At 72.7% G+C, this 26,310-nt stretch carries 19 protein-coding genes and 1 pseudogene; 12 read left to right on the forward strand and 8 right to left on the reverse strand.

The window, feature by feature from the left end:
- Positions 1-86: 86 nt before the first annotated feature.
- From ACFOSY_RS16970 to dnaK, 6 genes and pseudogenes are all read left to right on the forward strand, one after another.
- Positions 87-489 (forward strand): annotated as a pseudogene (locus ACFOSY_RS16970) (hypothetical protein).
- Positions 490-584: 95 nt separating this feature from the next.
- Entirely contained in the window at positions 585-2,666 is a 2,082-nt protein-coding gene (locus tag ACFOSY_RS16975) for a phage holin family protein (RefSeq protein WP_394307648.1), read from the forward strand.
- A 173-nt stretch (positions 2,667-2,839) separates the two neighbouring features.
- Positions 2,840-3,901, forward strand: coding sequence for an ATP-binding protein (locus ACFOSY_RS16980; RefSeq protein WP_031017774.1), 1,062 nt, complete (start codon positions 2,840-2,842; stop codon positions 3,899-3,901).
- The gene (locus ACFOSY_RS16985; protein ID WP_394307649.1) at positions 3,898-5,718 is read left to right on the forward strand and encodes a vWA domain-containing protein; all 1,821 of its coding nucleotides are present in this window, start codon (positions 3,898-3,900) and stop codon (positions 5,716-5,718) included. Before ACFOSY_RS16980 ends, ACFOSY_RS16985 begins: the two co-directional genes overlap by 4 nt.
- A gap of 99 nt (positions 5,719-5,817) precedes the next feature.
- Positions 5,818-6,246: an OsmC family protein gene (locus ACFOSY_RS16990; protein ID WP_394307650.1), complete on the forward strand. Its 429-nt coding sequence runs from the start codon at positions 5,818-5,820 to the stop codon at positions 6,244-6,246.
- Between the two features lie 561 nt (positions 6,247-6,807).
- Complete coding sequence (dnaK, locus tag ACFOSY_RS16995; protein WP_394307651.1) at positions 6,808-8,703, forward strand: molecular chaperone DnaK; 1,896 nt, start codon at positions 6,808-6,810, stop codon at positions 8,701-8,703.
- A gap of 13 nt (positions 8,704-8,716) precedes the next feature.
- Here dnaK and ACFOSY_RS17000 read toward each other — a convergent pair whose 3' ends face one another.
- Positions 8,717-9,580, reverse strand: a complete 864-nt coding sequence (locus tag ACFOSY_RS17000; protein WP_394307652.1) for a helix-turn-helix domain-containing protein — start codon at positions 9,578-9,580, stop codon at positions 8,717-8,719.
- 194 nt (positions 9,581-9,774) lie between these two features.
- On the opposite strand from ACFOSY_RS17000, the gene ACFOSY_RS17005 reads away from it, so the two are divergent.
- The gene (locus tag ACFOSY_RS17005) at positions 9,775-10,200 is read left to right on the forward strand and encodes a hypothetical protein (protein ID WP_394307653.1); all 426 of its coding nucleotides are present in this window, start codon (positions 9,775-9,777) and stop codon (positions 10,198-10,200) included.
- On the opposite strand, the gene ACFOSY_RS17010 is transcribed toward ACFOSY_RS17005, so the two are convergent.
- On the reverse strand, positions 10,182-11,000 hold the full coding sequence (locus ACFOSY_RS17010; protein WP_394307654.1) for a helix-turn-helix domain-containing protein: 819 nt from the start codon (positions 10,998-11,000) through the stop codon (positions 10,182-10,184). The genes ACFOSY_RS17005 and ACFOSY_RS17010 overlap by 19 nt on opposite strands.
- Before the next feature lie 138 nt (positions 11,001-11,138).
- Between ACFOSY_RS17010 and ACFOSY_RS17015 the strand changes: the two genes are divergently transcribed.
- On the forward strand, positions 11,139-11,444 hold the full coding sequence (locus ACFOSY_RS17015) for a 4a-hydroxytetrahydrobiopterin dehydratase (protein ID WP_394307655.1): 306 nt from the start codon (positions 11,139-11,141) through the stop codon (positions 11,442-11,444).
- Positions 11,445-11,449: 5 nt separating this feature from the next.
- Positions 11,450-12,193 carry a class I SAM-dependent methyltransferase gene (locus ACFOSY_RS17020; protein WP_394307656.1) on the forward strand — a complete coding sequence of 248 codons (744 nt, stop codon included), beginning with the start codon at positions 11,450-11,452 and terminating at the stop codon, positions 12,191-12,193.
- Here the strand turns inward: ACFOSY_RS17020 and ACFOSY_RS17025 are convergent.
- From ACFOSY_RS17025 to ACFOSY_RS17040, 4 genes are all read right to left on the reverse strand, one after another.
- Positions 12,162-12,917 (reverse strand): Type 1 glutamine amidotransferase-like domain-containing protein, encoded by a 756-nt coding sequence (locus ACFOSY_RS17025; RefSeq protein WP_394307657.1) that lies wholly within the window; start codon positions 12,915-12,917, stop codon positions 12,162-12,164. The genes ACFOSY_RS17020 and ACFOSY_RS17025 overlap by 32 nt on opposite strands.
- Positions 12,914-13,471, reverse strand: a complete 558-nt coding sequence (locus ACFOSY_RS17030; protein ID WP_394307658.1) for a chloramphenicol phosphotransferase CPT family protein — start codon at positions 13,469-13,471, stop codon at positions 12,914-12,916. The genes ACFOSY_RS17025 and ACFOSY_RS17030 overlap by 4 nt, the downstream gene beginning before the upstream one ends.
- A 57-nt stretch (positions 13,472-13,528) precedes the next feature.
- Positions 13,529-16,180: a cellulose binding domain-containing protein gene (locus ACFOSY_RS17035; RefSeq protein WP_394307659.1), complete on the reverse strand. Its 2,652-nt coding sequence runs from the start codon at positions 16,178-16,180 to the stop codon at positions 13,529-13,531.
- A gap of 140 nt (positions 16,181-16,320) precedes the next feature.
- On the reverse strand, positions 16,321-19,236 hold the full coding sequence (locus ACFOSY_RS17040) for a glycoside hydrolase family 48 protein (RefSeq protein WP_394307660.1): 2,916 nt from the start codon (positions 19,234-19,236) through the stop codon (positions 16,321-16,323).
- Positions 19,237-19,730: 494 nt separating this feature from the next.
- On the opposite strand from ACFOSY_RS17040, the gene ACFOSY_RS17045 reads away from it, so the two are divergent.
- From ACFOSY_RS17045 to ACFOSY_RS17055, 3 genes are all read left to right on the forward strand, one after another.
- On the forward strand, positions 19,731-21,452 hold the full coding sequence (locus ACFOSY_RS17045) for a glycoside hydrolase family 6 protein (RefSeq protein WP_394307661.1): 1,722 nt from the start codon (positions 19,731-19,733) through the stop codon (positions 21,450-21,452).
- A 154-nt stretch (positions 21,453-21,606) separates the two neighbouring features.
- Positions 21,607-22,557: a class I SAM-dependent methyltransferase gene (locus ACFOSY_RS17050; protein WP_394307662.1), complete on the forward strand. Its 951-nt coding sequence runs from the start codon at positions 21,607-21,609 to the stop codon at positions 22,555-22,557.
- 69 nt (positions 22,558-22,626) lie between these two features.
- Positions 22,627-23,331, forward strand: coding sequence for an SDR family oxidoreductase (locus ACFOSY_RS17055; RefSeq protein WP_394307663.1), 705 nt, complete (start codon positions 22,627-22,629; stop codon positions 23,329-23,331).
- Between the two features lie 66 nt (positions 23,332-23,397).
- On the opposite strand, the gene ACFOSY_RS17060 is transcribed toward ACFOSY_RS17055, so the two are convergent.
- The gene (locus tag ACFOSY_RS17060) at positions 23,398-24,189 is read right to left on the reverse strand and encodes an aldo/keto reductase (protein WP_394307765.1); all 792 of its coding nucleotides are present in this window, start codon (positions 24,187-24,189) and stop codon (positions 23,398-23,400) included.
- A 134-nt stretch (positions 24,190-24,323) separates the two neighbouring features.
- On the reverse strand, positions 24,324-26,150 hold the full coding sequence (locus ACFOSY_RS17065; protein WP_394307664.1) for an AMP-dependent synthetase/ligase: 1,827 nt from the start codon (positions 26,148-26,150) through the stop codon (positions 24,324-24,326).
- Positions 26,151-26,310: the final 160 nt, after the last annotated feature.

Below are 26,310 nucleotides of genomic sequence, written 5' to 3' on the forward strand. Positions count from 1 at the left end.
GCCTCCTTCGCGCGACTCCCCGAAGCCTACGCTCAGGAGTAGGGTCGTCGGCGAACCCGAGGGGGGCCCGAGGTGAGGGGGACGCCATGGCGCCGGTGCGGGTGACGACCATCGCGAGGCCTGACGCCGCTGGAGGAACTGGACGCCGAGCCGTTCCTGGTGGACTCCCGCGAGCAGCACACGATGTGCGCGCGCTGGGCCGCCGAGCACGGGTACGTGGTGGCGCGCGAACTGCTGGTGCGGGGCCTGCGCCCCGACCACGCGCTGCTGTGGGACGGGGTGCGTCCCGGCGCCGACCTGTTCGTGGCGCCCAGCCGGCGGGTGCTGGAGCGGGCGCTGTCGTCCGTGGCCGAGTTCACCGCGGAGTGCGCGCGGCGCGGGGTGCGGGTGGAGACGGTGGGCCGCGCGGAGCCGTCGTACGACGCGGCGATGAAGGCCCGGGTGCACCGCAGGCTGTCCATGCCCACCGCCGGCTACGACGGCCGCTGAGGGCGCCGCCCGCTCGCATTGGGGGAGGGGGGACGAAACGCCTCATCGGGACGTTGTGACAGGGTGAGGGCGGGCCAGGGACCGGAACGTGAGGTGTGCGCGGCGTGGGTGGCGGGCGATGGCGACGGGTCGCCAGTCAGATCGGGCGGAGTGTCACCGTGTGGGCGGTCTCCACGCTCACCATGCTGGCGCTCGCGGGCATCCTGCCCGACTTCCGGCTCCGTTCGGCCGACGGCGACAGCGCCACCGACATCGCGGTCACCGCCGCCCTCGGCGCGGGCGCCTTCGGCCTGCTGTCCGCCCTGGTCTGGCCGCTCCTGGTGCGGCTGCTGCTGCTCGTGCCGGCGCTCGTCCTCGGCCTGCTGGTGTTCTTCCTCAACGGCGCCCTGCTGTGGCTGGCGCTGCGCGTCAACCCGGTCGAGCGCGGCGCGGCGGCCCCCGAGACGGCCGTGGTGGTCGCCGCCGTGATGTCCGCCGTCGCCTCCGCCACCGGCGCCGCCCTCGCCGTCCGCGACGACGACGCCTACCGCCGGCGGCTCTACCGGCTCGCCGACCGAAGACGGCGCTCCGACCCGCCCTGCCCGGCCACCCCCGGCACGGTGTTCGTCCAGCTCGACGGCGTCGGCCACGACGTCCTGCTGTCCGCCGTCGGCAAGGGCCTGATGCCCACCGTCGCCCGCTGGCTGGGCGCCGACGGCGGCCGGCCCACCCACCGCCTCACTCCCTGGCGCACCGACTGGTCCAGCCAGACCGGCGCCAGCCAGCTCGGCATCCTGCACGGCAGCACCTTCGACGTCCCCGCGTTCCGCTGGTACGAGAAGGCCCGCCGCGAGGTGATGGTCTGCAACCGGCCCACCAGCGCCGCCGAGCTCCAGGCGCGCGCCATCGAGCACTCCGGCCACGCCGGGCTGCTCGCCCGCGACGGCGCGAGCCGCGGCAACCTGTTCAGCGGCGGCGCCGACGAGCAGGCGCTGGTGCTGTCCATCGCCGCCCGCCGACGGGGTCCGGCGGCCCGCTCCCGCGCCGGCTACTTCGCGTACTTCTCCGACCCGGCCAACGCCGTGCGCACCGCCCTGTCCTTCGTCGCCGAGGTGGGCCGGGAGATCGGCCAGTCCGTGCGCGCCCGGATCCGCGGCCGGCGCCCGCGCGTCTCCCGCGGCGGGCTGTACCCGCTGGTGCGCGCCTTCGCCACCGTCGTCGAACGGGACGTCGTCACCGCCGCCGTGATGGGCGACCTGCTGGCCGGCCGCAGCGCCGTCTACGCCGACCTGGTCGCCTACGACGAGGTCGCCCACCACTCCGGGCCGGCGAGCCGGGACACCGAACAGGTCCTGCGCCGCCTCGACCGCGCCCTCGCCCTGATCCAGAACGTCGCCGAGCACGCCCCCCGCCCGTACCGCATCGTCGTGCTGTCCGACCACGGGCAGAGCCCCGGCGAGACCTTCCGCGCCCGCTACGGACTCACCCTCGGCGACCTGGTGCGGGCCGGCTGCGGGCTGCCCGTGCCGCGCCGCGCCCGGCGCACCCACAGCGGGGCCGAGGCCCGCGCGGCGGTCCGCGCCGCGCTGCGCCGGCCGGTCGAGGAGGGCGCCGAGCACTACCGGCCCTCCCGCGGATCGGAGCCGGTGGTGCTCGCCTCCGGCAACCTGGGCCTGGTGTCCTTCCCGGACGTGCCGCACCGGATGACCAAGGAGGAGATCGACGCCCGGCACCCCGCGCTGCTGCCGACCCTCGCCAACCACCCCGGCATCGGCTTCCTGCTGGTACGCAGCGAACGCCACGGCGGGGTCGTGCTCGGCGCGTACGGCGCGGAGATACCGCTCGACGAACTCGACGACAACCCCGGCCCGCTGGCCCCGTTCGGCCCCGGCGCCGCCGACGTCGTGCGCCGCACCCACACCTTCCCGCACACCGCCGACATCATGGTCAACTCCTTCCACGACCCGGCGGACGGCGAGGTGCTCGCGTTCGAGGAGCAGATCGGCTCCCACGGCGGCCTCGGCGGCGCCCAGTCCCGCCCCTTCCTGCTGTCCCCACTGGTGCTGTCCGTGCCGGTCCCCGAGGGCGCCGAGCTGGCCGGCGCCGAACAGGTCCACCACGTGCTGCGCCGCTGGCTCACCGAGGCCGACCAGGCCGACACCCGCCCCCTCCCCGACCACCGCGAACGCGCGGCCTGAACGCGGCACCCACACCGCCTCAACGCGGCACCACGCGGCCTGAACGCGGCAACAAGGGCGTCGCGGGCGGAAATTCGTGTGACGGACGCGCCCGGTGCTGACAACCTCGACCACGAGTCGTCCACCGTCACGTCACCCGCGCCCGCGAAGGCGCGCGGAGAGGGAGCATCTGCGTGCAGGCAGCCGTCACCGTCACCCCCGCCCGTGTCCCGGAGCTGCTGCTCGGCCTCGCGACCGTGCGGCCGGTGTTCCTCTGGGGCGCGCCCGGCATCGGGAAGTCCTCCCTGGTCAGGGAGTTCGCCGAAAGCCTCGGGCTGGAGTGCGTGAGCCTGCTGGGCACCCAGCTCGCCCCCGAGGACCTGATCGGCGTGCCGCAGATCCGCGACGGCCGCTCGGTGTTCTGCCCGCCCGCGTCGATCGCCCGCGACGAGCCGTACTGCCTGTTCCTGGACGAGCTGAACGCGGCCACCCCGGACGTGCAGAAGGCGTTCTACTCGCTGATCCTGGACCGCCGCATCGGCGACTACGAGCTGCCCAAGGGCTCCGTCGTCATCGGTGCCGGCAACCGCGCCACCGACAACGCGCTCGCCCGTCCCCTCGCCTCCGCGCTGGTCAACCGCCTCACTCACGTCCACCTGACGGCGTCCCCGAAGGACTGGCTGGTCTGGGCGGCGAACAACGGCATCCACCCGTGGATCGCCGACCACCTCACCGACCGCCCCGACCACCTGTGGTCCAAGCCGCCGAAGACCGAGGAGCCGTTCTCCACGCCCCGCTCCTGGCACATGCTCTCCGACGCGCTGCACTCCTTCGGCCGCGACCTCGACGAGGACACCCTGAAGGTCCTCGCCCACGGCACGCTCACCCCCGCGCACGCCACCGCCTTCTGCGGCTACGTCAAGATCGTGCGCAGCCGCTTCGGCATCGACGCCGTCGTCAAGGGCGAGGCCCGCTGGCCGCACCGCCCGGAGGACCGCGACCTGCTCTACTACCTCGCCGAGTCCTTCCGCGGCCGGCTGGTGAAGGAGCTGCCCGCCTCCAAGGAGCACATGTCGGCGGCCGGCCGGCAGATCGCCTACCGCGCGAAGTCGCTGCTGGTGCAGCTCGCGGAGATCTCCGTGGAGGTCGCGCAGACCGTCATCGCCCCCGACGCCGACGGCAACCCGGTGCTGCCGTCGTGGTTCCTGGTCGAGGCGGCCCGCGACATGCCCCGGCTGGTGGAGGCGCGCCGGTGAGCCGCGGCCGCGGCAAGGGCACGCAGCCCAAGGGCGACGCGCGGCGGCGCAAGCGGGACCTCGCGGCGGAGGCGTTCGCCGAGGGCCTGCGCATCATGCGGGCCAACCCGGCGCTGGCCGCCGTGGACGTCGACGTGTGCCGCCGCGAGGACTGCGAGCTGGCGCCCCGCGACGGCCTGGTGCGCGTCAGCTCCGACGCCGTGCTGCACGTCCACCCCGACCGCACGGCCGACCCGGAGACCTGGGCGTGGGCCCTCGCGCACGCCGTCCTGCACCTCGGCTTCGGCCACGTCCCGGCCGCCGAGGGGCCCCGCACCCAGCCGGACGCCTGCGAGCTGGCCGCCCGCTGCGTCGTCGTCGACCGCTTCCTGCTCGGCTCGCCCGTCGGGAAGGCGCCCGAGGAGCTGCCCACGGCCTACCCCGACGGCGACGAGGAGCGCCTCGCCGCCGCCTGGCGCCGCACCGGCGTCCCCGACGCCTACCGCCGCTGCGGCACCGCAGGCGGCGCACCCGACCTGCACCTGACCAGCTGGAACGGCTGGTACGGGCAGCCGCCCGACCACCAGCTGGCGTTCGCCTCCGCCCTCACCCGCACCGTGGCGGCCGCGATGGACGTCGCGGGCGGCCGCCGTGACAGCCTGGACGGGGCGCCGGCCCCGCGCCGCGCCTGGCACAAGGCGCTGAGCTGGTTCGTCTCCTCCTACCCGCTGCTCGGCGGCATCGCCTCCGGCATGACCCTGGTCGCCGACGCCGAACTGGCCCGCGCCCACGGCATCTCCGTCGCCGCCGTCAACGCCGGGGCGGGCGAGATCTACGTCAACCCGCTGCGGGTCATGGACGACGAGGAGTGGCGGTTCGTGCTGGCGCACGAGATGCTGCACGCCGCCCTGCGCCACGGCGACCGCTGCGGCCCCCGCGACCCGTTCCTCTTCAACGTCGCCTGCGACTTCGTCATCAACGGCTGGCTCGTGGAGATGGACATCGGCACGATCCCCGCGGGCCTGCTGTACGACAAGGACCTCGCCGGGCTGTCCGCCGAGGAGGTCTACGACCGCATCGCCGGCGACCGTCGCTCCCGCCGCCTGCCCACCCCGCGCGGCAAGGGCCTCGGCGACGTCCTCGGCGCCCCTCTCGGCCCGCCCCGCGACTGCGTCGACCTCGACGGCTTCTACCGGCGGGGCCTCGCCCAGGGCCTGGACCTGCACGACCGCCAGGAGCGCGGCCTGCTCCCGGCCGGCCTGGTCGAGGAGATCCGCGCCCTCAGCCATCCGCCGCTGCCCTGGGACGCCCGGCTCGCCCGCTGGTTCGACGAGTTCGTGCCCCGCCCCGAGCCGCTGCGGTCGTTCGCCCGGCCCTCCCGGCGCCAGGCGTCCACGCCGGACATCCCGCGCGCGGGCCGCTGGTACCCGCCGGAGGAGATCGCCCGCTGCACCTTCGGCGTCGTCCTCGACACCTCCGGCTCCATGAGCCGCACCCTCCTCGGCAAGGCGCTCGGCGCCATCGCCTCCTACGCGCAGTCGCGTGACGTGCCGGCCGCGCGCGTGGTGTTCTGCGACGCGGCGCCGCACGACGCGGGCTACCTGCCGGTCACCGAGATCGCCGGGAAGGTCCGGGTGCGCGGCCGGGGCGGCACCGAGCTGCAGCCGGGCGTCGACCTGCTGGAGCGCGCCGACGACTTCCCGCGCGGCGCGCCCGTGCTGGTGATCACCGACGGCTGGTGCGACGTGCTGCGGGTCCGGCGCGAGCACGCCTACCTGATCCCGCAGGGCGCGACCCTGCCCTTCACCCCGAGAGGGCCCGTCTTCCGGGTGAGTTGAGCCGTGATGTGATCGGATGGGGCAGGGCGCCCGGTGATCCGGGCGTCCGGACCGAGCACCGCCGGTCGCACGACCGGAACTTTTTGAAAGGATTGCGTCATGGCAACCACGCGCTCCGCACACACCGTTTGGGAAGGCAGCCTCTTCAAGGGCAGCGGGGTCGTCGCCTTCGACTCCTCGGGCGCCATCCCCGAGCAGCCGGTCACCTGGGCCTCCCGCGCCGAGGACGCGAACGGGAAGACCAGCCCCGAGGAGCTGATCGCCGCCGCGCACTCCAGCTGCTTCTCGATGGCCCTGTCCAACGGCCTCGACAAGGCGGGCACGCCGCCCACCCGGCTGACCACCAACGCCGAGGTCACCTTCGTGCCGGGCCAGGGCATCACCGGCATCCACCTCACCGTCGAGGGCACGGTCCCCGGCCTGGACGAGGCCGGCTTCACCGCCGCCGCGGAGGACGCCAAGGTGAACTGCCCGGTCAGCCAGGCGCTCAAGGGCACGGAGATCACCCTGACGGCGAAGCTGGCCTGACCCGCCCCGCCGCCTGCGGGCGGTCGTGCCGCATCTCCGTACGGCTACTGGGGTGCCGGGGGCTGTTGCATGCCGGGTGCGGCCGTGTCGTGGCTGGTCGCGCAGTTCCCCGCGCCCCTTGCGGGGCGCCCAGCCTGGGGGCAGTCGTGCCGCTGGGGCGGCACGGGTGGGCGCAGGCGGCACCCTCCAGCGGGCCTGTGCCCACACCCCGTACGGCTACTGGGGTGCCGGGGACTGTTGCATGCCGGGTGCGGCCGTGTCGTGGCTGGTCGCGCAGTTCCCCGCGCCCCTTGCGGGGCGCCCAGCCTGGGGGCAGTCGTGCCGCTGGGGCGGCACGGGTGGGCGCAGGCGGCACCCCTTCGGCGGGCCTGCGCCGCACCCCGTACGGCCACTGGGGTGCCAGTAACTGTTGTTGTATGCCGGGTGCGGGCCGCATGGGGCTGGTCGCGCAGTTCCCCGCGCCCCTGAAGGGCGCTCCGCACGCTTGACAACACGCCGCTCAAGTTTTGTGCTGGAAGTGTTGGAAACCGGAGAGTGGCCCTGGCGGAAGGGGTTGCAGCGATGGGACGTGCCGTCGGAATCGATCTGGGAACCACGAACTCGGTGGTCGCCGTGCTCGAGGGCGGTGAGCCCACCGTCATCGCCAACGCCGAGGGCGCCCGCACCACCCCCTCGGTCGTGGCCTTCGCCAAGAACGGCGAGGTGCTCGTCGGAGAGGTCGCCAAGCGGCAGGCCGTCACCAACGTCGACCGCACCGCCCGCTCGGTCAAGCGCCACATGGGCGACGCCCAGTGGCGGTTCCCCGCGCAGGGCTCCGTCGACGGCACCCGCTACCGGGCGCAGGAACTGTCCTCCCGGGTGCTCCAGAAGCTGCGCAGGGACGCCGAGTCCTATCTCGGCGAGGACGTCACCGACGCGGTGATCACCGTACCGGCGTACTTCGACGACACCCAGCGGCAGGCCACCAAGGAGGCCGGCGAGATCGCCGGACTCAACGTGCTGCGCATCATCAACGAGCCCACGGCCGCGGCGCTCGCCTACGGACTGGACAAGGAGAACGACCAGACCGTCCTGGTGTTCGACCTCGGCGGCGGCACCTTCGACGTGTCGCTCCTCGAGATGGGCGAGGGCGTCATCGAGGTCAAGGCCACCAACGGCGACACCCACCTCGGCGGCGACGACTGGGACCAGAGGATCGTGGACTGGCTCGCCAAGCGCTTCAAGGGCCAGTACGGCGTCGACCTGACCCAGGACAGGATGGCCGTGCAGCGGCTGCGCGAGGCCGCCGAGAAGGCGAAGATCGAGCTGTCGTCGTCCAGCGAGACCACCGTCAACCTGCCCTACATCACCGCCTCCGCGGAAGGCCCCCTGCACCTGGACGAGAAGCTCACCCGGGCCCAGTTCCAGGAGCTCACCGCGGACCTCCTGGACCGCTGCAAGAAGCCCTTCCACCAGGCCGTCCAGGACGCCGGCGTACGGCTGTCGGACGTCGACCACGTGATCCTCGTCGGCGGCTCCACCCGGATGCCCGCCGTCACCGAACTGGTCCGCGAACTCACCGGCAAGGAACCCCACAAGGGCGTCAACCCCGACGAGGTGGTGGCCCTCGGCGCCGCCCTCCAGGCGGGCGTCATCCGTGGCGACGTCAAGGACGTGCTGCTGCTCGACGTCACCCCGCTGTCCCTCGGCATCGAGACCAAGGGCGGCATCATGACCAAGCTGATCGAGCGCAACACCACCATCCCCACCCGGCGTTCGGAGATCTTCACCACCGCCGCCGACAACCAGCCCTCGGTCGGCATCCAGGTCTACCAGGGCGAGCGGGAGATCGCCGCGTACAACAAGAAGCTCGGCACGTTCGACCTGACCGGACTGCCCCCGGCGCCGCGCGGGGTGCCGCAGATCGAGGTGGCGTTCGACATCGACGCCAACGGCATCATGCACGTCTCCGCGAAGGACCTCGGCACCGGCAAGGAACAGAAGATGACCGTCACCGGCGGCTCGGCCCTCCCCAAGGACGACATCGACCGCATGATGCGGGAGGCCGAGCAGTACGCGGAGGAGGACCGCAGGCGCCGGGAGGCGGCCGAGACCCGCAACCAGGCCGAGCAACTCGTCTACCAGACCGAGAGGTTCCTCACCGAGAACGGCGACAAGGTGCCCGGCGACGCCAAGTCCGACGTGGAGGCGGCCGTCGCCGACGTCAAGCGGCTGCTGGCGCAGGAGTCGCCCGACACCGCCGAACTGCGCACCGCCGTCGAGAAGGTCGCCACGGTCAGCCAGCGCATGGGCCAGGCGATGTACGCGCAGACCGGCGCCACGGCCGGCAGCGGCACCGCCGGCCCCGGCACCCCGGACGACGGCGGCGGCGCGTCCCAGGGGGACGACGACGTGGTGGACGCGGAGATCGTCGACGACGACAAGGACACCCGCACCGGCCAGGAGGGGGCCGCCTGAGTCCACGGGCGCCTCACAGGCGCTCGCGGCACTCCCGCAGCAGCTTCTCGGTGCGCCGGGCCGAGGCCGCCCGGGCCGTGATGTGGTCCAGCACCTCCAGGTGCACCGAGACCTCCTTGCGGGAGTCCAGGTACAGCGCGCCGGTCAGGTACTCGGTGAACACCATGTCGGGCAGCTCCGGCTCGGCGAACCGGAACAGCGAGAACGGCGCGTACGTCCCCGGGTGAGGCCCGTCGGCGAACTCGGCGATCTGGAGCGTGACCCGGTCCCGCGCCGCGTACTCCAGCAGCTTGTCGAGCTGGTCGCGCATCACCCGGCTGTCCCCGCTCACCGGACGCCGCAGCACGGTCTCCTCCATCAGCACCCACAGGTGCGGCGGGTCCGGGCGCTCCAGCAGCCGCTGCCGCTCCATGCGCAGCGCCACGTGCCGCTCGACCGTCTCCGGGCCCGCCGTGCCGATCGTCCCGGCCTCCAGCACGGCACGCGCGTACTCCTCCGTCTGGAGCAGCCCGGGGACGAAGTGCGGCTCGTAGGAGCGGATGATCCGGGCCGCGCCCTCCAGGCTCACGTAGAGGCTGAACCACTCCGGCAGCACGTCGTGGTAGCGCTGCCACCAGCCGGGGCGGTTGGCGTCCTCGGCGAGCGTGACGAACGTGTCGGCCTCGCTGTCGGGGACCCCGTAGGCGGTCAGCAGCATCTGGACGTACGGGATCTTCAGCGCGACCTCGGCGGTCTCCATCCGGCGGACCGTCGCCGGCGCCACCCGCAGGATCCGGGCGGCCTCCTCCCGTGAGAGGCCCGCGGCCTCACGCAATTCGTTCAGCCGCCGTCCCAGGACCACCTGGCCCACGGTGGGTGCGGCCCGCCGCTCACTCAACGCCACGCCTCCCCAACGTGCTCGGGCATGCGCTCATCCTGTCATGTCCCTCAGAGACTCTCACGTGCCGCAGGTGACCGCCCTGTCTCCCCGCCGTCCGCCGCATTACCCCGGGCGTAATCGACCCGCCCCCGGCCCCACGGGATCGTGGACGCACCGAGTCCCGCACCGCTCCCGACGGAGGATGACGCCCCATGTCCACGACCCCGCTCGCCATGCCCGCCCGGACCGTCGAGGCGCGGCGCACGCTGCGCCGTCTGCTGGCCCTCGACGCCGTGGTGACCGGCGCCAACGCCCTCGCCTACCTCGCCCTGTCCGGACCGCTCGGCCGTTTCCTCGGGGCCGGTCCCGGACTGCTGCTCGCCCTCGGCGCGTTTCTCGCCGTGTACGCGGCCGGCGTGGGCCTGCTGGCCGCCCGGCCGCACCCGCCGGCGGCCGGCGTGCGGGTCGTCGTGGAGGCCAACCTCGCCTGGGCGGCGGTGAGTTTCGCCGCCCTCGCGCTGTGGCTCTCGCCGACCACCGCGGGCGCGGTGTGGACCGTGCTCCAGGCGCTCGTCGTGGCGGGCCTCGCCCTCGCCCAGCACTGGTCGCTGAGGGCGGGTCAGTCCAGCCAGGTCTGAAGGTACGCGGCCGTCGCCGGGTCCGCCGGGAGCAGCGTCTCCACGGCCAGCTCGGCGACGGTCACGTCCATCGGGGTGTTGAACGTGGCGATGGACGACACGAACGACAGCGTCCGCCCCCGGTGCTCGACCACCATCGGCAGCGCGAAGTACGCCACCGGCTCCGCCGGTTCCTGCTCCGGGTCCGCCGAGTCCGGCACGGGGTAGGCCGCCACCTCGTCGTACAGCGCCCGCAGCCGCCGCGAGCGGTGCAGGGCGATGTTCCGCCGCATCTGCTCCAGCAGGTGTCCGCGCCACTCCCGCAGGTTCCGGATCCGCGGCGCCAGGCCCCGCGGGTGCAGGGTGAGCCGCACCGCGTTCAGCGGCGGCGTCAGCAGCGCCTCCGGCACGCCCTCGAACAGCGCCAGCACCCCCCGGTTGGCCGCCACCACGTCGTAGGCCGCGTCCACCACCAGCGCCGGGTACGGCTCGAACCCGGAGATCAGCCGCTCGACGCCGGTGCGCACCACCTCGAGCGCGGGGTCGTCCAGCGGGGTCTCCGGGTAGCGGGGGGCGTAACCGGCCGCGAGGAGCAGCGCGTTGCGCTCCCGTACGGGCACGTCCAGGTGCTCGGCCAGCCGCAGCACCATCTCCTCGCTGGGCCGCGACCGGCCGGTCTCGACGAAGCTGATGTGCCGCGCGGAGGAGTCGGCGCGCAGGGCCAGCTCCAGCTGGCTGACCCGCCGCCGCTGCCGCCAGGCGCGCAGCAGCGGACCCACGCCCTCGGTGCGGGTAACGGTGTCGGTGGGGGCAGTGGTCATGCCAGGACGGTAATCGAGGAACCGCCGGACCGGGGAGCCGCCCGGGGGAGCCGCCCGCCGTCCGGCCAGGGCGGCGCCCGCGCTTCTGTGGCAGCCTGGACGCGCCACGAGAGCCGACCCGGCGAAGGAGCACCGCGCATGCCCGTCGAACCGCTGTCCCGGACGGAGATCGAGTCCCGGCTCGCCGAGCTGCCGGGCTGGACGCTCGACGGGGACCGCCTCACCCGCGCCTACCGGCTGGACTCGCACATCGCGGCGGCGGCGATGGTCGTCCACGTCGCCCGGGTGCAGGACGAGCTGGACCACCACTCCGACCTCACCCTCGGCTACCACTCGGTGTCCCTGTCCGTGCACACGCACAGCGCGGGCGGCGCCGTCACCGCCAAGGACTTCGAGCTCGCCCGCAAGGTGGAAGACCTGGCGCCCGCGCACGGGGCACACTGACGCTCGTGCTGGACTACGACGAGGAAGCGGAGCGCTACGACGCCCTGCGCGGCGGTGAACCCCGCGCGCAGGCCGCCGCCGAGGCCGTCATGAGCCTCGTCCCGCGCCAGGCGCGGCGCCTGCTGGACGTGGCCTGCGGCACCGGCATCGTGACCCGGAGATTCCCCGCGTCGCGCCCCGGACTGCGGGTGACGGGCGTGGACCTGTCCTCGTCCATGACCCTGCGGGCCGCCGCCCGGCTCCCGGGGGCCGTGGTGCGCGCCGACAGCCGCCGGCTGCCGTTCCGGGACGCGAGCTTCGACGCGGTGGTCAGCGTGTGGCTGCTGCACCTGCTGACCGACCCCGCCGACGTGCGCGCCGTCGTCGCCGAGTGCGCGCGGGTGCTGCGGCCCGGCGGGGTGTACGTCACCACCGTGCACAAAGGGCTCTCGCACAACGTGGGCAGCGACATCGACGCCGTGCTCGCCGGCCGCCCGCCGAGCCCCGTGCCCGACGACCCGGACACGGTGGCGGCCTGCGCGGCCGGACACGGCCTCGTCCCGGCGGGGGAGGCCCGCTTCCGGGGCCACGGCCAGGGCCGCAGCCCGCGCCGCACGGTGGACGACCTGCGGCGGGGCTGGTTCGTCACCCTTCCGCCCGGCCGGCCGATCGCGGAGGAGTTCGCCGCCCGTCTCTCGGCACTCCCCGACCAGGACCGCCCCCGCCCGGACCCGGTCTTCACCCTGAGGGCGTTCCGCAGGACGCCGTAGCGTCACCGCCGAGCAGCCGGCACGGCACCGCCTCCTCGACGACCCCGGCGGTCCTGTCGATGCCGGCGGCCTTGACGTCCGCCCGCACCCGGTACAGGGAGGCGCCCGGCGTCCGCGTCACCGCCTCGGTGAACCGCCCGTCCCTGAAGAGCGCCGCCGCGCCGTCCTCCACCGCCCACCCGGCGGGCAGCTCACCGCGCGCCACGGCCGCCCGGTAGGAGGACCGGCGGCCCGGCTCGCTGTCGTAGTGCGGGCACACCGACCCGGGCAGCAGCCCCAGCCCGTCCGGGAGGTGGGTCAGCGGGCCGAAGGAGTCGGTGTGCGACCCCTCGGCCCAGCAGTTGGCCCCGGCGCTGATCCCGCACAGCAGCGTCCCGCCGGCGTACGCCTCCCGCAGCAGCCGGTCGACGCCGTGCACCCGCCACACCGCCAGCAGGTTCGCGGTGTTGCCGCCGCCGACGTACACGACGTCCTGCGCGAGCAGGAAGTCCCGCAGCGCCGCGTCGTCCAGCTCCCGCCGGAACAGCGGCAGCACGGACGGCTCGCAGGAGCGCGGCCGGAACGCGGCGAGGAACGTCTCGGCGTACGCGGGCGCGTCCCCGCTCGCCGTGGGCAGGAAGCACACTTTCGGCCGCAGGGCGCGTGCGTGCCCCAGCACCCAGTCGTCCAGCAGCCCGTCCTCGTCGGTGGAGAAGCCGCCCCCGAGCAGGGCGATCCGGCTCACCGTCCGCTCACCTCCACCGTGGCGCGGAGCCGTTCGAAGGCGGTGGGGGAGGGGCGGCGGGGCAGGAAGGCGGCGATCGCGCGGGCGCAGTCCGCCGCGCTCGTCGTGGTCGTGTCGCACTCGACGTCGTACACGCCGTGCGCGTGCACCCGCGCGTGCTGCCGGGCGGCGAGCCCGGCCGGGCGGTCGCCGCGCTCCCGTTCGCGCCGTTCGGTCTCCTCCAGGGAGCACCGCACGCCGACCAGGACCACCTCCCGCGGGTCGAACAGCTCCAGACAGTCGGCCAGTCGCCAGTCCTCGCTCAGCACATGGTCGACCACCACGTTGTTCCCCGCCGCGGCCATGCCCGCGACCGCCCGGTGGTACCCCCGCCAGGTGCGGTGCAGCACCTCGGGCAGCCGGCCTGCGTCGATCTCCCGGCTCGTCCGCATCCGGTGGAAGGCGTCCACGGGCATGTGGAAGTACGGCTCCTCCAGGACGTGCAGCAACTCCCGCGCGATGCTGGACTTGCCCGAACTGGACGTGCCGTTGAGGAAGATGATCCGTCCGTGCATCGGGGCTCCTTCGGGGTGGCCGGCGGGGGCGGCCCCATCATCCCCCGCCGGCGATCTTCACCGCACCGCGCATTCCTTCCCGCCCAGCGCGAACGCCGCCGGCCGGGCGTCCGCGGGCGCACCGCTCGCCGTGAAGCCGAAGGACACCGACGCGCCCGGCGCCACCCTGCCGTTCCAGCCGGCGTCGCGGACCGTCACCGCCCGGCCGGACTGGGTGTGCGCGCCGTTCCAGAGCTGGGCGATCCGCTCACCGCCCGCGAAGGACCAGGCCAGCGACCAGCCGTCCCACGGCGTCGTCCCCGTGTTGGTCAGCCGCACGTCCGCCTGGAAGCCGTCGCCCCACGCATGCGTGACCCGGTACGCCACCTCGCACGCGCCCGAGGGATCGGTGCCGCCTCCCGGGTCCGCCAGGTCGCCGTAGACGACGCCGCGGCCGTTGGTCGCCACGTAGACGCGCCCGAAGACGCGCGGGTCACCGGTGACGGCCGCGCCGGTCCAGCCCCACTGGTGCGCGTCGTCGTTGACCCGTACCCAGCTCGCGCCCGCGTCGGTGGAGCGGTGGATGCCGCGCACCCCGCCGATCCGCGCGCTGGTGAACAGCGTCGGGTACGAGGCGCCCGGCGCGGCCTTGCCGAAGCCGACGGTGTCCGCCTCGTCGACGCCCGGCACCTTCGTGAACGTCTCCCCGAAGTCGGTGGAGTGCCACAGCCCGTACGGCCCGTCGCTCGCCCCGCCCGCCAGCCAGATCTCGCCCGCCGTGCCGGGCAGCGCCTTGAACCGCACGCTGTCGCCGGCCGGCAGCCCGCTCGCCGGAGACGCCTCGAAGGTCGCCCCGCCGTCCCTGCTGACGTAGAACCGCCCGGACCTGAAGCCGTAGAAGGTGTGCGGGTCCTCCCGGTCGGATTCCACGATCGCCCCCGCCGGGATGCCCTGCGACGCCGACCAGGAGGTGCCGAAGCCGGTGGTGTGGTGCACGCCCGCGCCCTCCGGGCTCCACACGAAGCGGCCGCCGTCCGCCGACGCGGCGACCGTCCCGCCGCCGCTCACCCCCGAAGGGTCGGTGCCCGCGAACCAGTTGGCGCCGTTGTCGGTGGAGAACGCGACGTGCGGACCGGAGTCGACCTGGCCCACCCGCACCACCGTGTCCGGGGCAAACTCGGCGAAGTCCAGGCTGGTCGTGGAGGTGAAGTTCGGCCGGGTGAACATCATCGACGGCACCTTCGTCAGGTCCGTGTGGCGGAAGCCGCCGATGTCGCCGAGCGCGCTGAGCAGCGGGGCGCCCGACGGGGGAGAGGCCAGGTCGAGGACCGCGGTCTCCTCCAGCCCGCGCACCATCGGGCGGATGGTGAACGGGGTGTCGTCGTCCCAGTTCGTCAGCTCCTCGGTGCCGTAGACCGTCGCGCCCGTGCCGTACATCATCCGGTCCGGGTCGAACGGGTCGATCTCCAGCGCCTCCGTCATCCACCCCAGCTTCGGCGTCTGTTCGGGAGGTGAGGGGTTGGCGTCCCAGGTCAGCCACGGTGACGAGGAGACGTCCATGACGTAGCGGTTCTCGCGCTCCGGGTACGAGGTGTAGCGCCACGCCTGGGTCCAGGTGGCGCCGCTGTCCGTGGAGCGGAAGATCTGCGTGTCGGGCCACCAGGAGCTGTACGCGGTCGCCATCACCGTGCCCGGGTTCTGCCGGTCCACGGTGAGTCCGCCGAACCCGAAATAGGTGTCGGCCTCGGCGACCGGGCTGATGTCGGTCCAGGTCCCGGTCGCCGTGGCGTACCGGTACAGCCGCCCCTTGCCCCCGTCGTAGGGCCCGCCCGTGTCGCTGTACGCGAGATAGAGGTGGCCGTTCTCCGCGTCGAGGACGCCCTTGTGGGCGAGGTACCCCGTGGGCTGGCCGGCCAGCCGCTCCCAGGTGGCGCCCGCGTCGGTCGAGCGGTACACGGCGTTCTCCTTGTCGGCGACCCCGACGTACACGGTCCGCGTGGGCGAACCCGCCGTCCCCGTCGACTCGTCGAACGTCACCCAGACGACGCCCTGGTTGTCCGAGGCGTACCCGCTCGCGTCGTCCGGATCCTCCGCGTAGTTACCGGGGTTGGGGAAGGACGTCACCTTCGCCCAGGTGACGCCTGCGTCCGTCGACCGCCAGAGGCCGTGGCCGCTGGGCGCTCCCAGGTACAGCACGTCGTTGTCGTGCGGGTCGACCGCCAGCCGTTCGCCCATGCCCCGGCCGGGCATGTTGCCGCCCAGCTTGAACGGCAGCACCGTCTTCCGCCAGCTCGCGCCCCGGTCGCCGGAGCGCATCACCGCGCCGTTGCCCGGGTCCCAGTCGTTGGTGTACGTGCCGACCGCCGCGTACACCCGGTCCGGGTCGGCGGAGTCGGAGGCGATGCTGACCACGCCGGTGTGGCCCCAGTCGTCCCAGCCGACCGAGTCCAGCAGGGGGATCCAGCTCCTGGTCGACTCCTGCCAGCGGTAGGCGCCGCCGATGTCGGTGCGGGCGTACGCCAGGTCCGGCTCGGTGCGGTTGAAGACGATGCCGGGCACGAAACCGCCGCCGTCGATGCGGGCGTTGCGCCAGGTGTAGGTGTCGGCGGCGGGCTTCGACACGGCGGCGGGGGTGGGGGCCGGGGCGTCGGCGGCCAGCGCGGGCGGGCCGCCGGCGAGCAGACCGGCCGCCAGGGCGAGCACGGCCGTGAGCACACGGGTTCTTCGCACGGTGGGGGTGTCCTTCCTCGTGGGGGAGAGAAACGGAAAGCGTGCGAGGACCGGGCGGTCCCCCGTGCGCGAGGGGACCGCCCGGCCCGGTGGGCCCCGGCGTCATGTGCCGGGGCCGGTACACGGAGCGTCGGCGGGGACTATTCGAGAAGCTCCGCGTACGCGCCCATGGCCGTGGCGATGTCCGCCTGGGCCCAGAACCGGTGGTACGTGAAGACCGGCGCGGAGCCGCCCTCCAGATAGCTCTCGATCTTCGACCAGGCCGGGTCGTCCTGGTAGAAGGAGCGGATCGAGAGGAACGTCGACGAGGAGTCGATCCGGTCGCCGTTCGGCATGGTGCCGGTCCAGCCGGACGGGACATGAACCGGGTCGTCGAAGCGCTGGTAGTCGGTGCGGGTCTCCGGGACGGCGATGCCGAGGTCGTCCTGGTTGTTCTCCCACATGCCGTCGAGCAGAGCCTTCGCCGTGTCCGCCGCCTCGGTGTCGCCGGAGCGGGCGGCGTAGTACGTCAGCACCTTGGCGTAGGAGCCGGCCACACCGACGTCGTTGGTGTAGTCGACGACCTCGACGTGCAGCCCGCTGTTGGCACCCGGCGAGGACGCGTTCCAGGTGTCGGGCGCGCCGGACCAGCGCAGCGTGGACGGGATGCGGAACGAACCGTCCGGGTTGACCGTCGTCTCGGACAGCGCCCAGTCGACCCACTTGTCGAGGACCGCCTTGGCCTGCGCGTCGCCCGTCTGCTGGTACACCTCGGCCACCCGCTCCATCGACCACGCCTGGAAACCGAACCACTGGTTCGACGGCGGGTCGTGGTACACCGGCTTCTCGTCGTAGTACATGCCGTAGAAGGTCGGTGTGCCGGACGGCGGGGTGGTGTAGCGGCCCGCCCAGCTGTTGGTCGCGCCGCCCGCGATGGCGCCCTCGTCGGACTGGAGCCAGCGGTAGAACTCCAGCTGCCGGTCGTAGGACTCGGCCCAGTCCGCCGCGCCGGTCGCCGACTTCGGCTTCAGCGGGGCGTAGGTGGCGAGCGCGTACGCGGCGAGCGGGTTCTGGTACCCGCCGTGCGCGTGGCTGGAGCCGATGCGCCAGGACCAGCCCGCCGAGGTGTCGGTGGCGCCGCCCCAGGCGTAGTACCAGGAGAGCAGGTAGTGCGAGGCGTCCTTGCCGGTGCCGGCCGGGCAGGACGTGCTGGTGCAGTTGCCGATCTTCTTGAAGTACTTGTCGTACATCGCGTAGCGCAGGTAGTCGCCCATCTTGGCGGCCTTGGCGACGGTCCCGGCGACCTCACCGCCCTTGCCCTGCTCCTTCGCCCACAGGTCGGCCCAGTACGCCGCCTGCACCGCGCGCGCGTCGGCGTCGGGGGCGTTGGTGAACTTCCACTGCTTGGCGTAGGACGCGTCCTTGGTGAACAGGTCCAGGTAGCCGTTGGTGCCGCCGTACTTGAAGGCGTCACAGGTGGGCTGGGTGACGGTCTCCCACACCGACTCCTGCGGGCCGCGCTGGAAGGTGTTGATGTAGGACGGGCCGGTGTCGGACGGTCCGGCCTCGCACTTTCCGGGCGAGTTGCCGTAGCCGTAGACGTTGTCCACGTCCTGGATCCAGTGCATGCCGTACACGTCGTCCGTGCCGTACGCCGATTTCAGCTCCGCCGCGATCGGGTCGCGGCCGACGGAGACGCCGGGGTCGAGCTGCGACGGGTACTCGTCCGGGGTGTCGTGCTCGGGCGCGTACGTCGCCGGCTTCGAGGGGTCGTAGAAGGAGTTGGTCGGCTGGTCGGCGTGGGTCGGGATGGCGTACCGCTCCATCGTCTCCCAGGCGTCGTTGAACCGCGTCCAGTCGCCGGTGATCCTGCCGTACATCGCCTGGAGCCACAGCAGGTAGCTGTACGCCTCCGAGGTGGTCTCGTGACCGTGGTCGGGCGCCTCGACGATCAGCGTCTCGACCGAGTGGTACGGGATGCCCTCGGGGGAGAAGTAGCCGTTCGCCGGATCGGTGATCTTGTCGTACAGCTCCAGGAAGCGGCTCTCGTACGTCTTGGTCGCGCCCAGCTGGGTCACGGTCACCGCGGCCTTGGCGTGGCCGGCGGCCGTGGACTCGAAGACCGCCGAACCGGTGCCGGAGGAGTCGGCGGCGACGGTCACCCGCTGCGCGGTGCTCCAGTTGGACGGCGTGAAGGTGAGGGTCGCGCCGGAGGACACCGACAGCCCCGTGTTGCCGCTCGCCCGCGCCGTCGTGACGGTCACGTTCGCGCTCGGCTGCTTGGAGAGCTTCACCTCAAAAGTGCCCGACTCGCCCTGGCGCACGCCCAGCTGGGACGGGCTCGCGACCACGGCGGGACCCGAGGCGACCGTGATGCCGACCGGGGTGGAGGAGGCGGAGGCGCCCAGGCTGTCGTACGCCTTCGCGACCAGCGAGTGCGCGCCGACGGCCAGTCTGCCGACCGACAGCGTGAACGGCGCGGAGGTGTCCGTGCCGAGCAGTTCGGTGTCGTCGTAGAACTCCACCTTGGTGACGGTGGCCTGGTCGGCCGCGGCGGCGGTGGCCGCGAGCGGCACCGTCTCGCCCTGGGTGTACACCGAGCCGGCCTCCGGGCTGGTCAGCACGGCGATCGGCGGCTGGTGGGCGCCCACGCAGGCGGTGCCGTTGACCGAGAAGGAGGTGGGCGCGGTGTTGGTGCCGCTGTAGGAGAACTGGGCGCCGGTGGTGACGGCGGCCCCGGCGGCGATCCGGCCGTTGTGCCCGGCGTTGCGCACGGTGACGGTGGAACCGGACTGGGACCAGCTGCCGTTCCAGCCGTTCACCAGGCGCTGGTTGCCCGAGTAGGCGTACGTCAGGGTCCAGCCGTCGATGACGTCCGAACCGCGGTTGGTGACGGTCAGGTCGGCGGTGAAGCCCGACCCCCAGTCGTTCGTCCTGTAGTCCACGCTGCACTGGACGGCCGCCGCGCGGGCGGGGGTGGTACCCGTCGACAGCATCGTCAGAGGCAGTGCGAGAGCGGCCACGGCGACCGCTGAAAGGCGGCGCACGCCGCCCCGTCTGCGGGGTGGGGGATGCATGGTGCTGGTCCTTCCTGCGACTCGACAGGTCAAGGCTTGAACCAGTGGGAGCGCTCCCATAGTGGGGACGGGGGGTGGACCGGTCAACCCTTGGTGCGAATCGAAAAGATTCGACGGTGTGCATAACGCCAATGTCCGCACACCCTCTGTTCTTCATCGTCACTTGGCGCTAGCTTCATGTGCACCAGTGGGAGCGGTTCCATCAGTCGACGCGTCGGTCACGACGCGTCCGAGCTGCAAGGAGTCGCTCGATGAGCCACCCCCCGCGTTCAGTACTTTTAGCCACCCCCGCACGCGTGTGGAGCACCTGACGCGGGGGCGCTCGTCACCGTGGGATTTCTGTGCCGTCGTGCTGCCCGGAGACGTCCGGCCGGCATCACGGACCCGCCCGTGCGGATCCGGGACGGCATCCCCCACCCCGTAAGGCACCAGGCCGCGCGAACGGCTGCGCGCGCCCACGAAGGAACGCCCCCTACGGATAGGAAACCCGCACCATGAGTCGCACCAGAACCGCGCTTCTCGCCGCCATGGCGCTGGTCGCCGGCGCCACCGGGACGGCGCTCGCCGCCGTCCCGGGCGACGCCGGCGCGGCCGCCGTCCCCTGCACGGTCGACTACACCGTGCAGAACCAGTGGGACACCGGCTTCACCGCGTCCGTGACGGTCACCAACCACGGCGCCGCGAAGTCGTCGTGGGCGGTGAACTGGACCTACGCCGGCAACCAGAGGGTGACCAGCGGCTGGAACGCCAGGATCACCCAGTCCGGCGCGAACGTCACGGCGTCGAACGAGGCGTACAACGCCACGCTCGCCACCGGAGGCTCCGCCACCTTCGGCTTCCAGGGCAGCTACAGCGGGACCAACGCCGTCCCCGCCACCTTCACCCTCGACGGCGTGACCTGCAACGTCGACTCCGGCGGCCCCACCGACCCGCCGGACCCGACCGACCCGCCGGCCGAGGGCGACCGGGTGGACAACCCCTACGACGGCGCCAAGGTGTACGTGAACCCCGAGTGGTCCGAGAAGGCCGCCGCCGAGCCGGGCGGCAGCCGCATCGCCGACCAGCCCACCGGCGTCTGGCTGGACCGCATCGCCGCCATCGAGGGGGCGAACGGCAAGATGGGCCTGCGCGACCACCTCGACGAGGCGCTCGCCCAGCAGGGCTCGGACGAGATGGTCGTCCAGCTCGTCATCTACAACCTGCCGGGCCGCGACTGCGCCGCCCTCGCCTCCAACGGCGAGCTCGGCCCCACGGAGATCGACCGCTACAAGACCGAGTACATCGACCCGATCGCGGAGATCCTCGCCGACCCCAAGTACGCCTCGCTGCGGATCGTCACCACGGTCGAGATCGACTCCCTGCCCAACCTGGTCACCAACGTGTCGCCGCGGGCCACCGCCACGCCGAACTGCGACGTGATGAAGTCCAACGGCAACTACGTCAAGGGCGTCGGCTACGCCCTGAACAAGCTCGGCGACGTGCCCAACGTCTACAACTACGTGGACGCCGGACACCACGGCTGGCTGGGCTGGGACGACAACTTCGGCGCCTCCGCGGAGATGTTCAAGCAGGCGGCGACCGCCGAGGGCGCGACCGTCGCCGACGTGCACGGCTTCATCGCCAACACGGCCAACTACAGCGCGCTGAAGGAGGACCACTTCTCCATCAACGACACGGTGGGCGGCAAGTCCGTGCGCGAGTCCAAGTGGGTCAGCTGGAACCGGTACGTCGACGAGCTGTCGTACGCCCAGGCCCTGCGCGAGAAGCTGGTCTCGCTCGGGTTCGACTCGGGGATCGGCATGCTGATCGACACCTCCCGCAACGGCTGGGGCGGGGCGAACCGGCCCACCGGGCCCGGCGCGACGACCAGCGTGGACACCTACGTCGACGGCGGGCGCTACGACCGCCGCTACAACACGGGCAACTGGTGCAACCAGGCGGGAGCCGGATTGGGCGAGCGGCCCCAGGCGTCCCCGGAGCCCGGCATCGACGCCTACGTGTGGATGAAGCCGCCGGGTGAGTCCGACGGCGCGAGCGAGGAGATCGACAACGACGAGGGCAAGGGCTTCGACCGGATGTGCGACCCCACGTACACCGGCAACCCGCGCAACGACAACAACATGTCGGGGGCGCTCGGGGACGCCCCGATCTCCGGGCACTGGTTCTCCGCCCAGTTCCAGGAGCTGATGAAGAACGCCTACCCGCCGCTGTCGTGACGGGCTGACCCCGGTCCGCCGGGCCCGGACCCCGCACGGGGCCCGGGTCCGGCGGACCCGCGTCCGCGGGGTTTTGCTGGAGTGACAACACCGTTTGCCCCTTCCCGGTGCGTCGTCGCACGCTGACCGCATCCGAGCGGAGAGGCTGACCACCATGGCGCACCACCACCACGCACCCGGGCACGACGGACACGGGCAGGGGCACGACGGACACGGGAACAACGGGCACGGGACCGGCGGACACAGGCACGGGCACGACCACGAGCAGATCGACTGGGCCGAGATGGCGCCCCTGCTGGAGGCGCAGGCGGAGCTGTTCACCCCGCTGTACGAGCGGGCCCTCGCCTGGCTGGCGAAGGAGGTCACCGATCCGGGGCTGATCGTGGACGCCGGCAGCGGACCCGGCGTGATCTCCGGACTGTTCGCGGAGACCTTCCCGGGCGCCCGGATCGTGGCCGTCGACGGCTCCGAGGCGCTGCTGGAGCGGGCCCGCGCCCGCGCCGGACGACTCGGCGCCGCCGACCGCTTCGACACCCTGACCGGTGACATGCCCGGCGTGCTGGCCGAGCTGGACTACCCCGCCGACCTGCTGTGGGCCAGCCGCAGCATCCACCACCTCGGCGACCAGGGCGCGGCCCTCGCCGCCTGCGTCGAACGGCTCGCGCCCGGCGGCACGCTGGCCGTGATGGAGGGCGGACTGCCCGCCCGCTTCCTGCCCCGCGACATCGGCCTCGGCCGCCCCGGCCTCCAGGCCCGCATCGACGCCGTGGAGGAGGACCGGTTCACCCGCATGCGCGAGGAGCTGCCCGGCTCGGTGGCCCAGGTGGAGAACTGGCCCGCCCTGCTCACCGCCGCCGGCCTGCACCACACCCGCTCGCGCACCTTCCTCCTCGACCTGCCGTCCCCGGTCCCGGACCGCGCCCGTGCCTACGTCGCCGAGTCCCTCACCCGCACCCGCGACATGCTCGGCGCGTACCTGGACCCGGACGACCGCGCCACCCTCGACCGCCTCGTCGACCCCGGCGACCCGGAGAGCGTCCACCACCGCCCCGACGTCTTCGTCCTGGCGGCCCACACGGTCCATTCGGGCGTACGGCCCGTGTGAGGTCTTGACCTGAAGAGCGCTCCAAGTGATGGACTCCCCGGTACGCGACAAGACCGAGGGGGAGTTCCCATGACCGACGACACGCGGGTCACGCTCATCACCGGAGGCGGGACCGGCATCGGCGCCGCCGTGGCGCGCCAACTGCTGGACGCGGGGGAGGCGGTCGCCGTCACCGGGCGGCGGGAGGAGCGGCTGCACGCCTTCGCCAAGGAACTCGGCGAGCCGGAACGCCTGTTGACGATCCCCGGGGACGCGGCCGTGTACGGCGAGGTGAGCGCCGCGGTGGACGCCGTGCTCGCGCGGTTCGGGCGGCTGGACGCCGTCGTCGCCAACGCCGGGTTCGCCACGCACGACTCCGTCGCCGACGGTGACCCCGCCGGGTGGACCGACATGGTGCTGACCAACGTCCTCGGCCCCGCCCTGCTGATCCGGGCCTCCGTCGACGCGCTGAAGGAGACCCGCGGGCGGATCGTGCTGGTGGGCAGCGTCGCCGGGTTCGTGCCCACGCCCGGCAATCTGTACGGGGCCACCAAGTACGCGGTGACAGGGCTCGCCGAGAACACCCGGCGGCAGGTCACCGAGTGGGGCGTCGGGGTGACGCTGATCGCGCCGGGCCGGGTGGAGACCCCGTTCTGGGACGGCGGGGACGGACTGCCGCCGGGGCAGCTGCTCACCGCCGACCAGATCGCCGGGTCGGTGGTGTGGGCGCTCGGCCGGCCGGAAGGGGTGGACGTCAACACCGTGGTCGTACGGCCGCTGGGGCAGCCCAACTGACGTGCCCGGACACGCCGGTGGCCGGCCACCCGTCACCACGGGGGCCGGCCACCGGCGTGTGCGCCGTCAGGCCATGTTGAACTCCGCCGGGTGCGAACCCAGCCGACGGTCCTCGTTCAGCGCGCTGATCGCCGCCAGGTCCTCGGCGTCCAGGGTGAACCCGAACACGTCGATGTTCTCCTCGATACGGGACGGCGTCACCGACTTGGGGATGACGACGTTGCCCAGCTGGAGGTGCCAGCGCAGCACCACCTGGGCCGGGGTGCGGCCGTGCTTCTGCGCGATGGCCACGATCGCCGGGATCTCCAGGATGCCCTTGCCGGACCCGAGCGGGGAGTAGGCCTCGGTGGCGATGCCCTGCTCCGCGTGGTACTCCCGCGCGGCGGCCTGCTGGAGGTGCGGGTGCAGCTCGATCTGGTTGACCGCCGGGACGACCGACGTCTCCCCGATCAGCCGCTCCAGGTGCTCCGGAAGGAAGTTGGACACGCCGATCGCGCGCGCCCGCCCGTCCGACAGCAGCTTCTCGAACGCCTTGTACGTGTCGACGTACCGGTCGCGGGCCGGGGTCGGCCAGTGGATGAGGTACAGGTCGACGTAGTCGAGCCCGAGCTTGGCCAGCGACGCGTCGAAGGCCTTCAGGGTGGAGTCGTACCCGTGGTCGCTGTTCCACACTTTGGTGGTGACGAAGATGTCCTCACGGGGGACGTCCGACCGCGCGATGGCCTTGCCGGTGCCCTCCTCGTTGCCGTAGATCGCCGCTGTGTCGATGCTGCGGTAGCCGGCCTCCAGCGCCGCCGCCACGGCCGTCTCGGCCTCCGCGTCCGGTACCTGCCAGACGCCGAACCCGAGCTGGGGCATCTCGACGCCGTTGTTCAGGGTGATCGGGGGGACCTTGCTCACGAGCTCTCGATCCTTAGGTTGTGGTCAGGTACTGCCAGTGTTACCCCCATCGTCGACGATCACGGCCCGCGCCGCATTCCTGACCGCGGAATTCACGCCCGGTACAGCGCCTCGACCTCTTGGGTGTACGCCTTCTCGATGGCCTTGCGCTTCAGCTTCAGCGACGGGGTGAGCAGCCCGTGCTCCTCGGTGAACGGCTGCGCCAGGATGCGGAAGGTGCGGATGGACTCGGCCTGCGAGACCAGGGTGTTGGCCGCGACCACCGCGCGCCGCACCTCCGTCTCCAGATCCGCGTCGCGCACCAGTTCGGCCGGGGAGAGCCGCGGCTTCCCGCGCATCGCCAGCCAGTGCTCGACCGCCTCCTGGTCGAGGGTGACCAGCGCCGCCACGTACGGCCGGTCGTTGCCGACCACGATGCACTGGTTGACCAGCGGATGGTCGCGCACCCGCTCCTCCAGCACGCCCGGCGAGACGCTCTTGCCGCCGGACGTCACCAGGATCTCCTTCTTGCGCCCGGTGATGGTGAGGTAGCCGTCCTCGTCCAGGGAGCCCAGGTCGCCGGTGGCCAGCCAGCCGTCGTGCAGCGTCTCGTCGGTGGCCTTCGGGTTGTTGAGATAGCCCTGGAAGATGTTCTCGCCGTGCAGCCAGATCTCGCCGTCGTCCGCGATGTGCACGCTCACCCCGGGGATCGTCTGCCCGACCGTGCCGTAGCGGGTGCGCTCGGGCGGGTTGGCGGTGGCAGCCGCGGTCGACTCCGTCAGCCCGTAGCCCTCGTAGATGTGCACGCCGGCGCCCGCGAAGAACAGGCCGAGCCGCCGGTCCATCGCCGAACCGCCCGACATGGCGTGCCGGATCCTGCCGCCCATCGCGGTCCGGATCTTGGCGTACACGAGCTTCTCGAACAGCTGGTGCTGCATCCGCAGCGACGCCGACGGGCCGGGCCCCGTGCCCCAGGCCTTCGCCTCGATCGCGTCGGCGTACCGCACGGCCACCTCGACCGCCTTCTCGAACGGCCCCGCGCGCCCCTCCCGCTCGGCCTTGCGCCGCGCCGCGTTGAACACCTTCTCGAAGATGTACGGCACGGCCAGGATGAACGTCGGCCGGAACGCGGCCAGGTCGGGCATCAGCGCGGCGGCGTTGAGCTGCGGCTGGTGGCCGAACTTCACCTTGCCGCGGATCGCCGCGACCTCCACCATCCGCCCGAAGACGTGCGCCAGCGGCAGGAACAGCAGTGTCGACGCCTCGTCGCCCCGCTTGGAGTGGAACACCGGCTCCCAGCGCTCGATGACGGTGTCCGCCTCCCACATGAAGTTGCCGTGGGAGAGGACGCAGCCCTTGGGGCGGCCGGTGGTGCCCGAGGTGTAGATGATCGTCGCCACCGACTCGGGGGTGACCGCGCGGCGGTGCCGGTGCACCACGTCGTCCTCGAGGTGCGCGCCCGCGTCGTACAGCTCCTGCACCGCGCCCGCGTCGAGCTGCCACAGCCGGCGCATCCGCGGCAGCCGGTCGATGACCGTCGCGATGGTCATCGCGTGGTCCTCGTGCTCCACGATCGCCGCCGTCACCTCCGCGTCGTGCAGCATCCACGAGCACTGCTCGGCCGACGACGTCGGATAGATGGGGACGACCTGCGCGCCGACCGACCACAGCGCGAAGTCGAACAGGGTCCACTCGTAGCGGGTGCGGGACATGATCGCGACCCGGTCGCCGAACCGGATACCGCTCGCCAGCAGGCCCTTCGCCAGGGCGAGCACCTCGTCGCGGAACTCGGCGCTGGTCACGTCGCGCCAGTGGCCGTCGTCGTCCTTGCGGCCGAGCGCCACGCGCAGCGGATCCTCCTCGGCGTACTGGAACACCACGTCTGCCAGACCGCCCACCGCGGGCGCCTGCGACAACGGAGGGTTGGTGAACTCGCGCAATCCCGCTCCCCGCTTCCTGGCGCTCGGACCGGTGCGGCAACACCCTCGTCCCGCACAGCGCGGTGAAAGCTACCCCACGGTTCCCGGGGGCGGGAGGGGGTCGAACGGTGCGAATAGGGCGCGGAGTCGCCCTGCGGTGGGGGAGAAACCTCGCAACTGG

This window comes from Streptomyces lusitanus (assembly GCF_042647945.1).
Classification (GTDB): Bacteria; Actinomycetota; Actinomycetes; order Streptomycetales; family Streptomycetaceae; genus Streptomyces; species Streptomyces pseudogriseolus.

Bases quoted from the DNA above. Each gene is read 5' to 3' on its own strand.
- ACFOSY_RS17015 (WP_394307655.1), top strand. From the start codon at position 11,139: ATGCCCGTCGAACCGCTGTCCCGGACGGAGATCGAGTCCCGGCTCGCC.
- ACFOSY_RS17005 (WP_394307653.1), top strand. From the start codon at position 9,775: ATGTCCACGACCCCGCTCGCCATGCCCGCCCGGACCGTCGAGGCGCGG.
- ACFOSY_RS16990 (WP_394307650.1), top strand. From the start codon at position 5,818: ATGGCAACCACGCGCTCCGCACACACCGTTTGGGAAGGCAGCCTCTTC.
- ACFOSY_RS17045 (WP_394307661.1), top strand. From the start codon at position 19,731: ATGAGTCGCACCAGAACCGCGCTTCTCGCCGCCATGGCGCTGGTCGCC.
- ACFOSY_RS17040 (WP_394307660.1), bottom strand. From the start codon at position 19,236: ATGCATCCCCCACCCCGCAGACGGGGCGGCGTGCGCCGCCTTTCAGCG.
- ACFOSY_RS17010 (WP_394307654.1), bottom strand. From the start codon at position 11,000: ATGACCACTGCCCCCACCGACACCGTTACCCGCACCGAGGGCGTGGGT.
- ACFOSY_RS17030 (WP_394307658.1), bottom strand. From the start codon at position 13,471: ATGCACGGACGGATCATCTTCCTCAACGGCACGTCCAGTTCGGGCAAG.
- ACFOSY_RS17055 (WP_394307663.1), top strand. From the start codon at position 22,627: ATGACCGACGACACGCGGGTCACGCTCATCACCGGAGGCGGGACCGGC.
- ACFOSY_RS17050 (WP_394307662.1), top strand. From the start codon at position 21,607: ATGGCGCACCACCACCACGCACCCGGGCACGACGGACACGGGCAGGGG.
- dnaK (WP_394307651.1), top strand. From the start codon at position 6,808: ATGGGACGTGCCGTCGGAATCGATCTGGGAACCACGAACTCGGTGGTC.
- ACFOSY_RS17060 (WP_394307765.1), bottom strand. From the start codon at position 24,189: ATGCCCCAGCTCGGGTTCGGCGTCTGGCAGGTACCGGACGCGGAGGCC.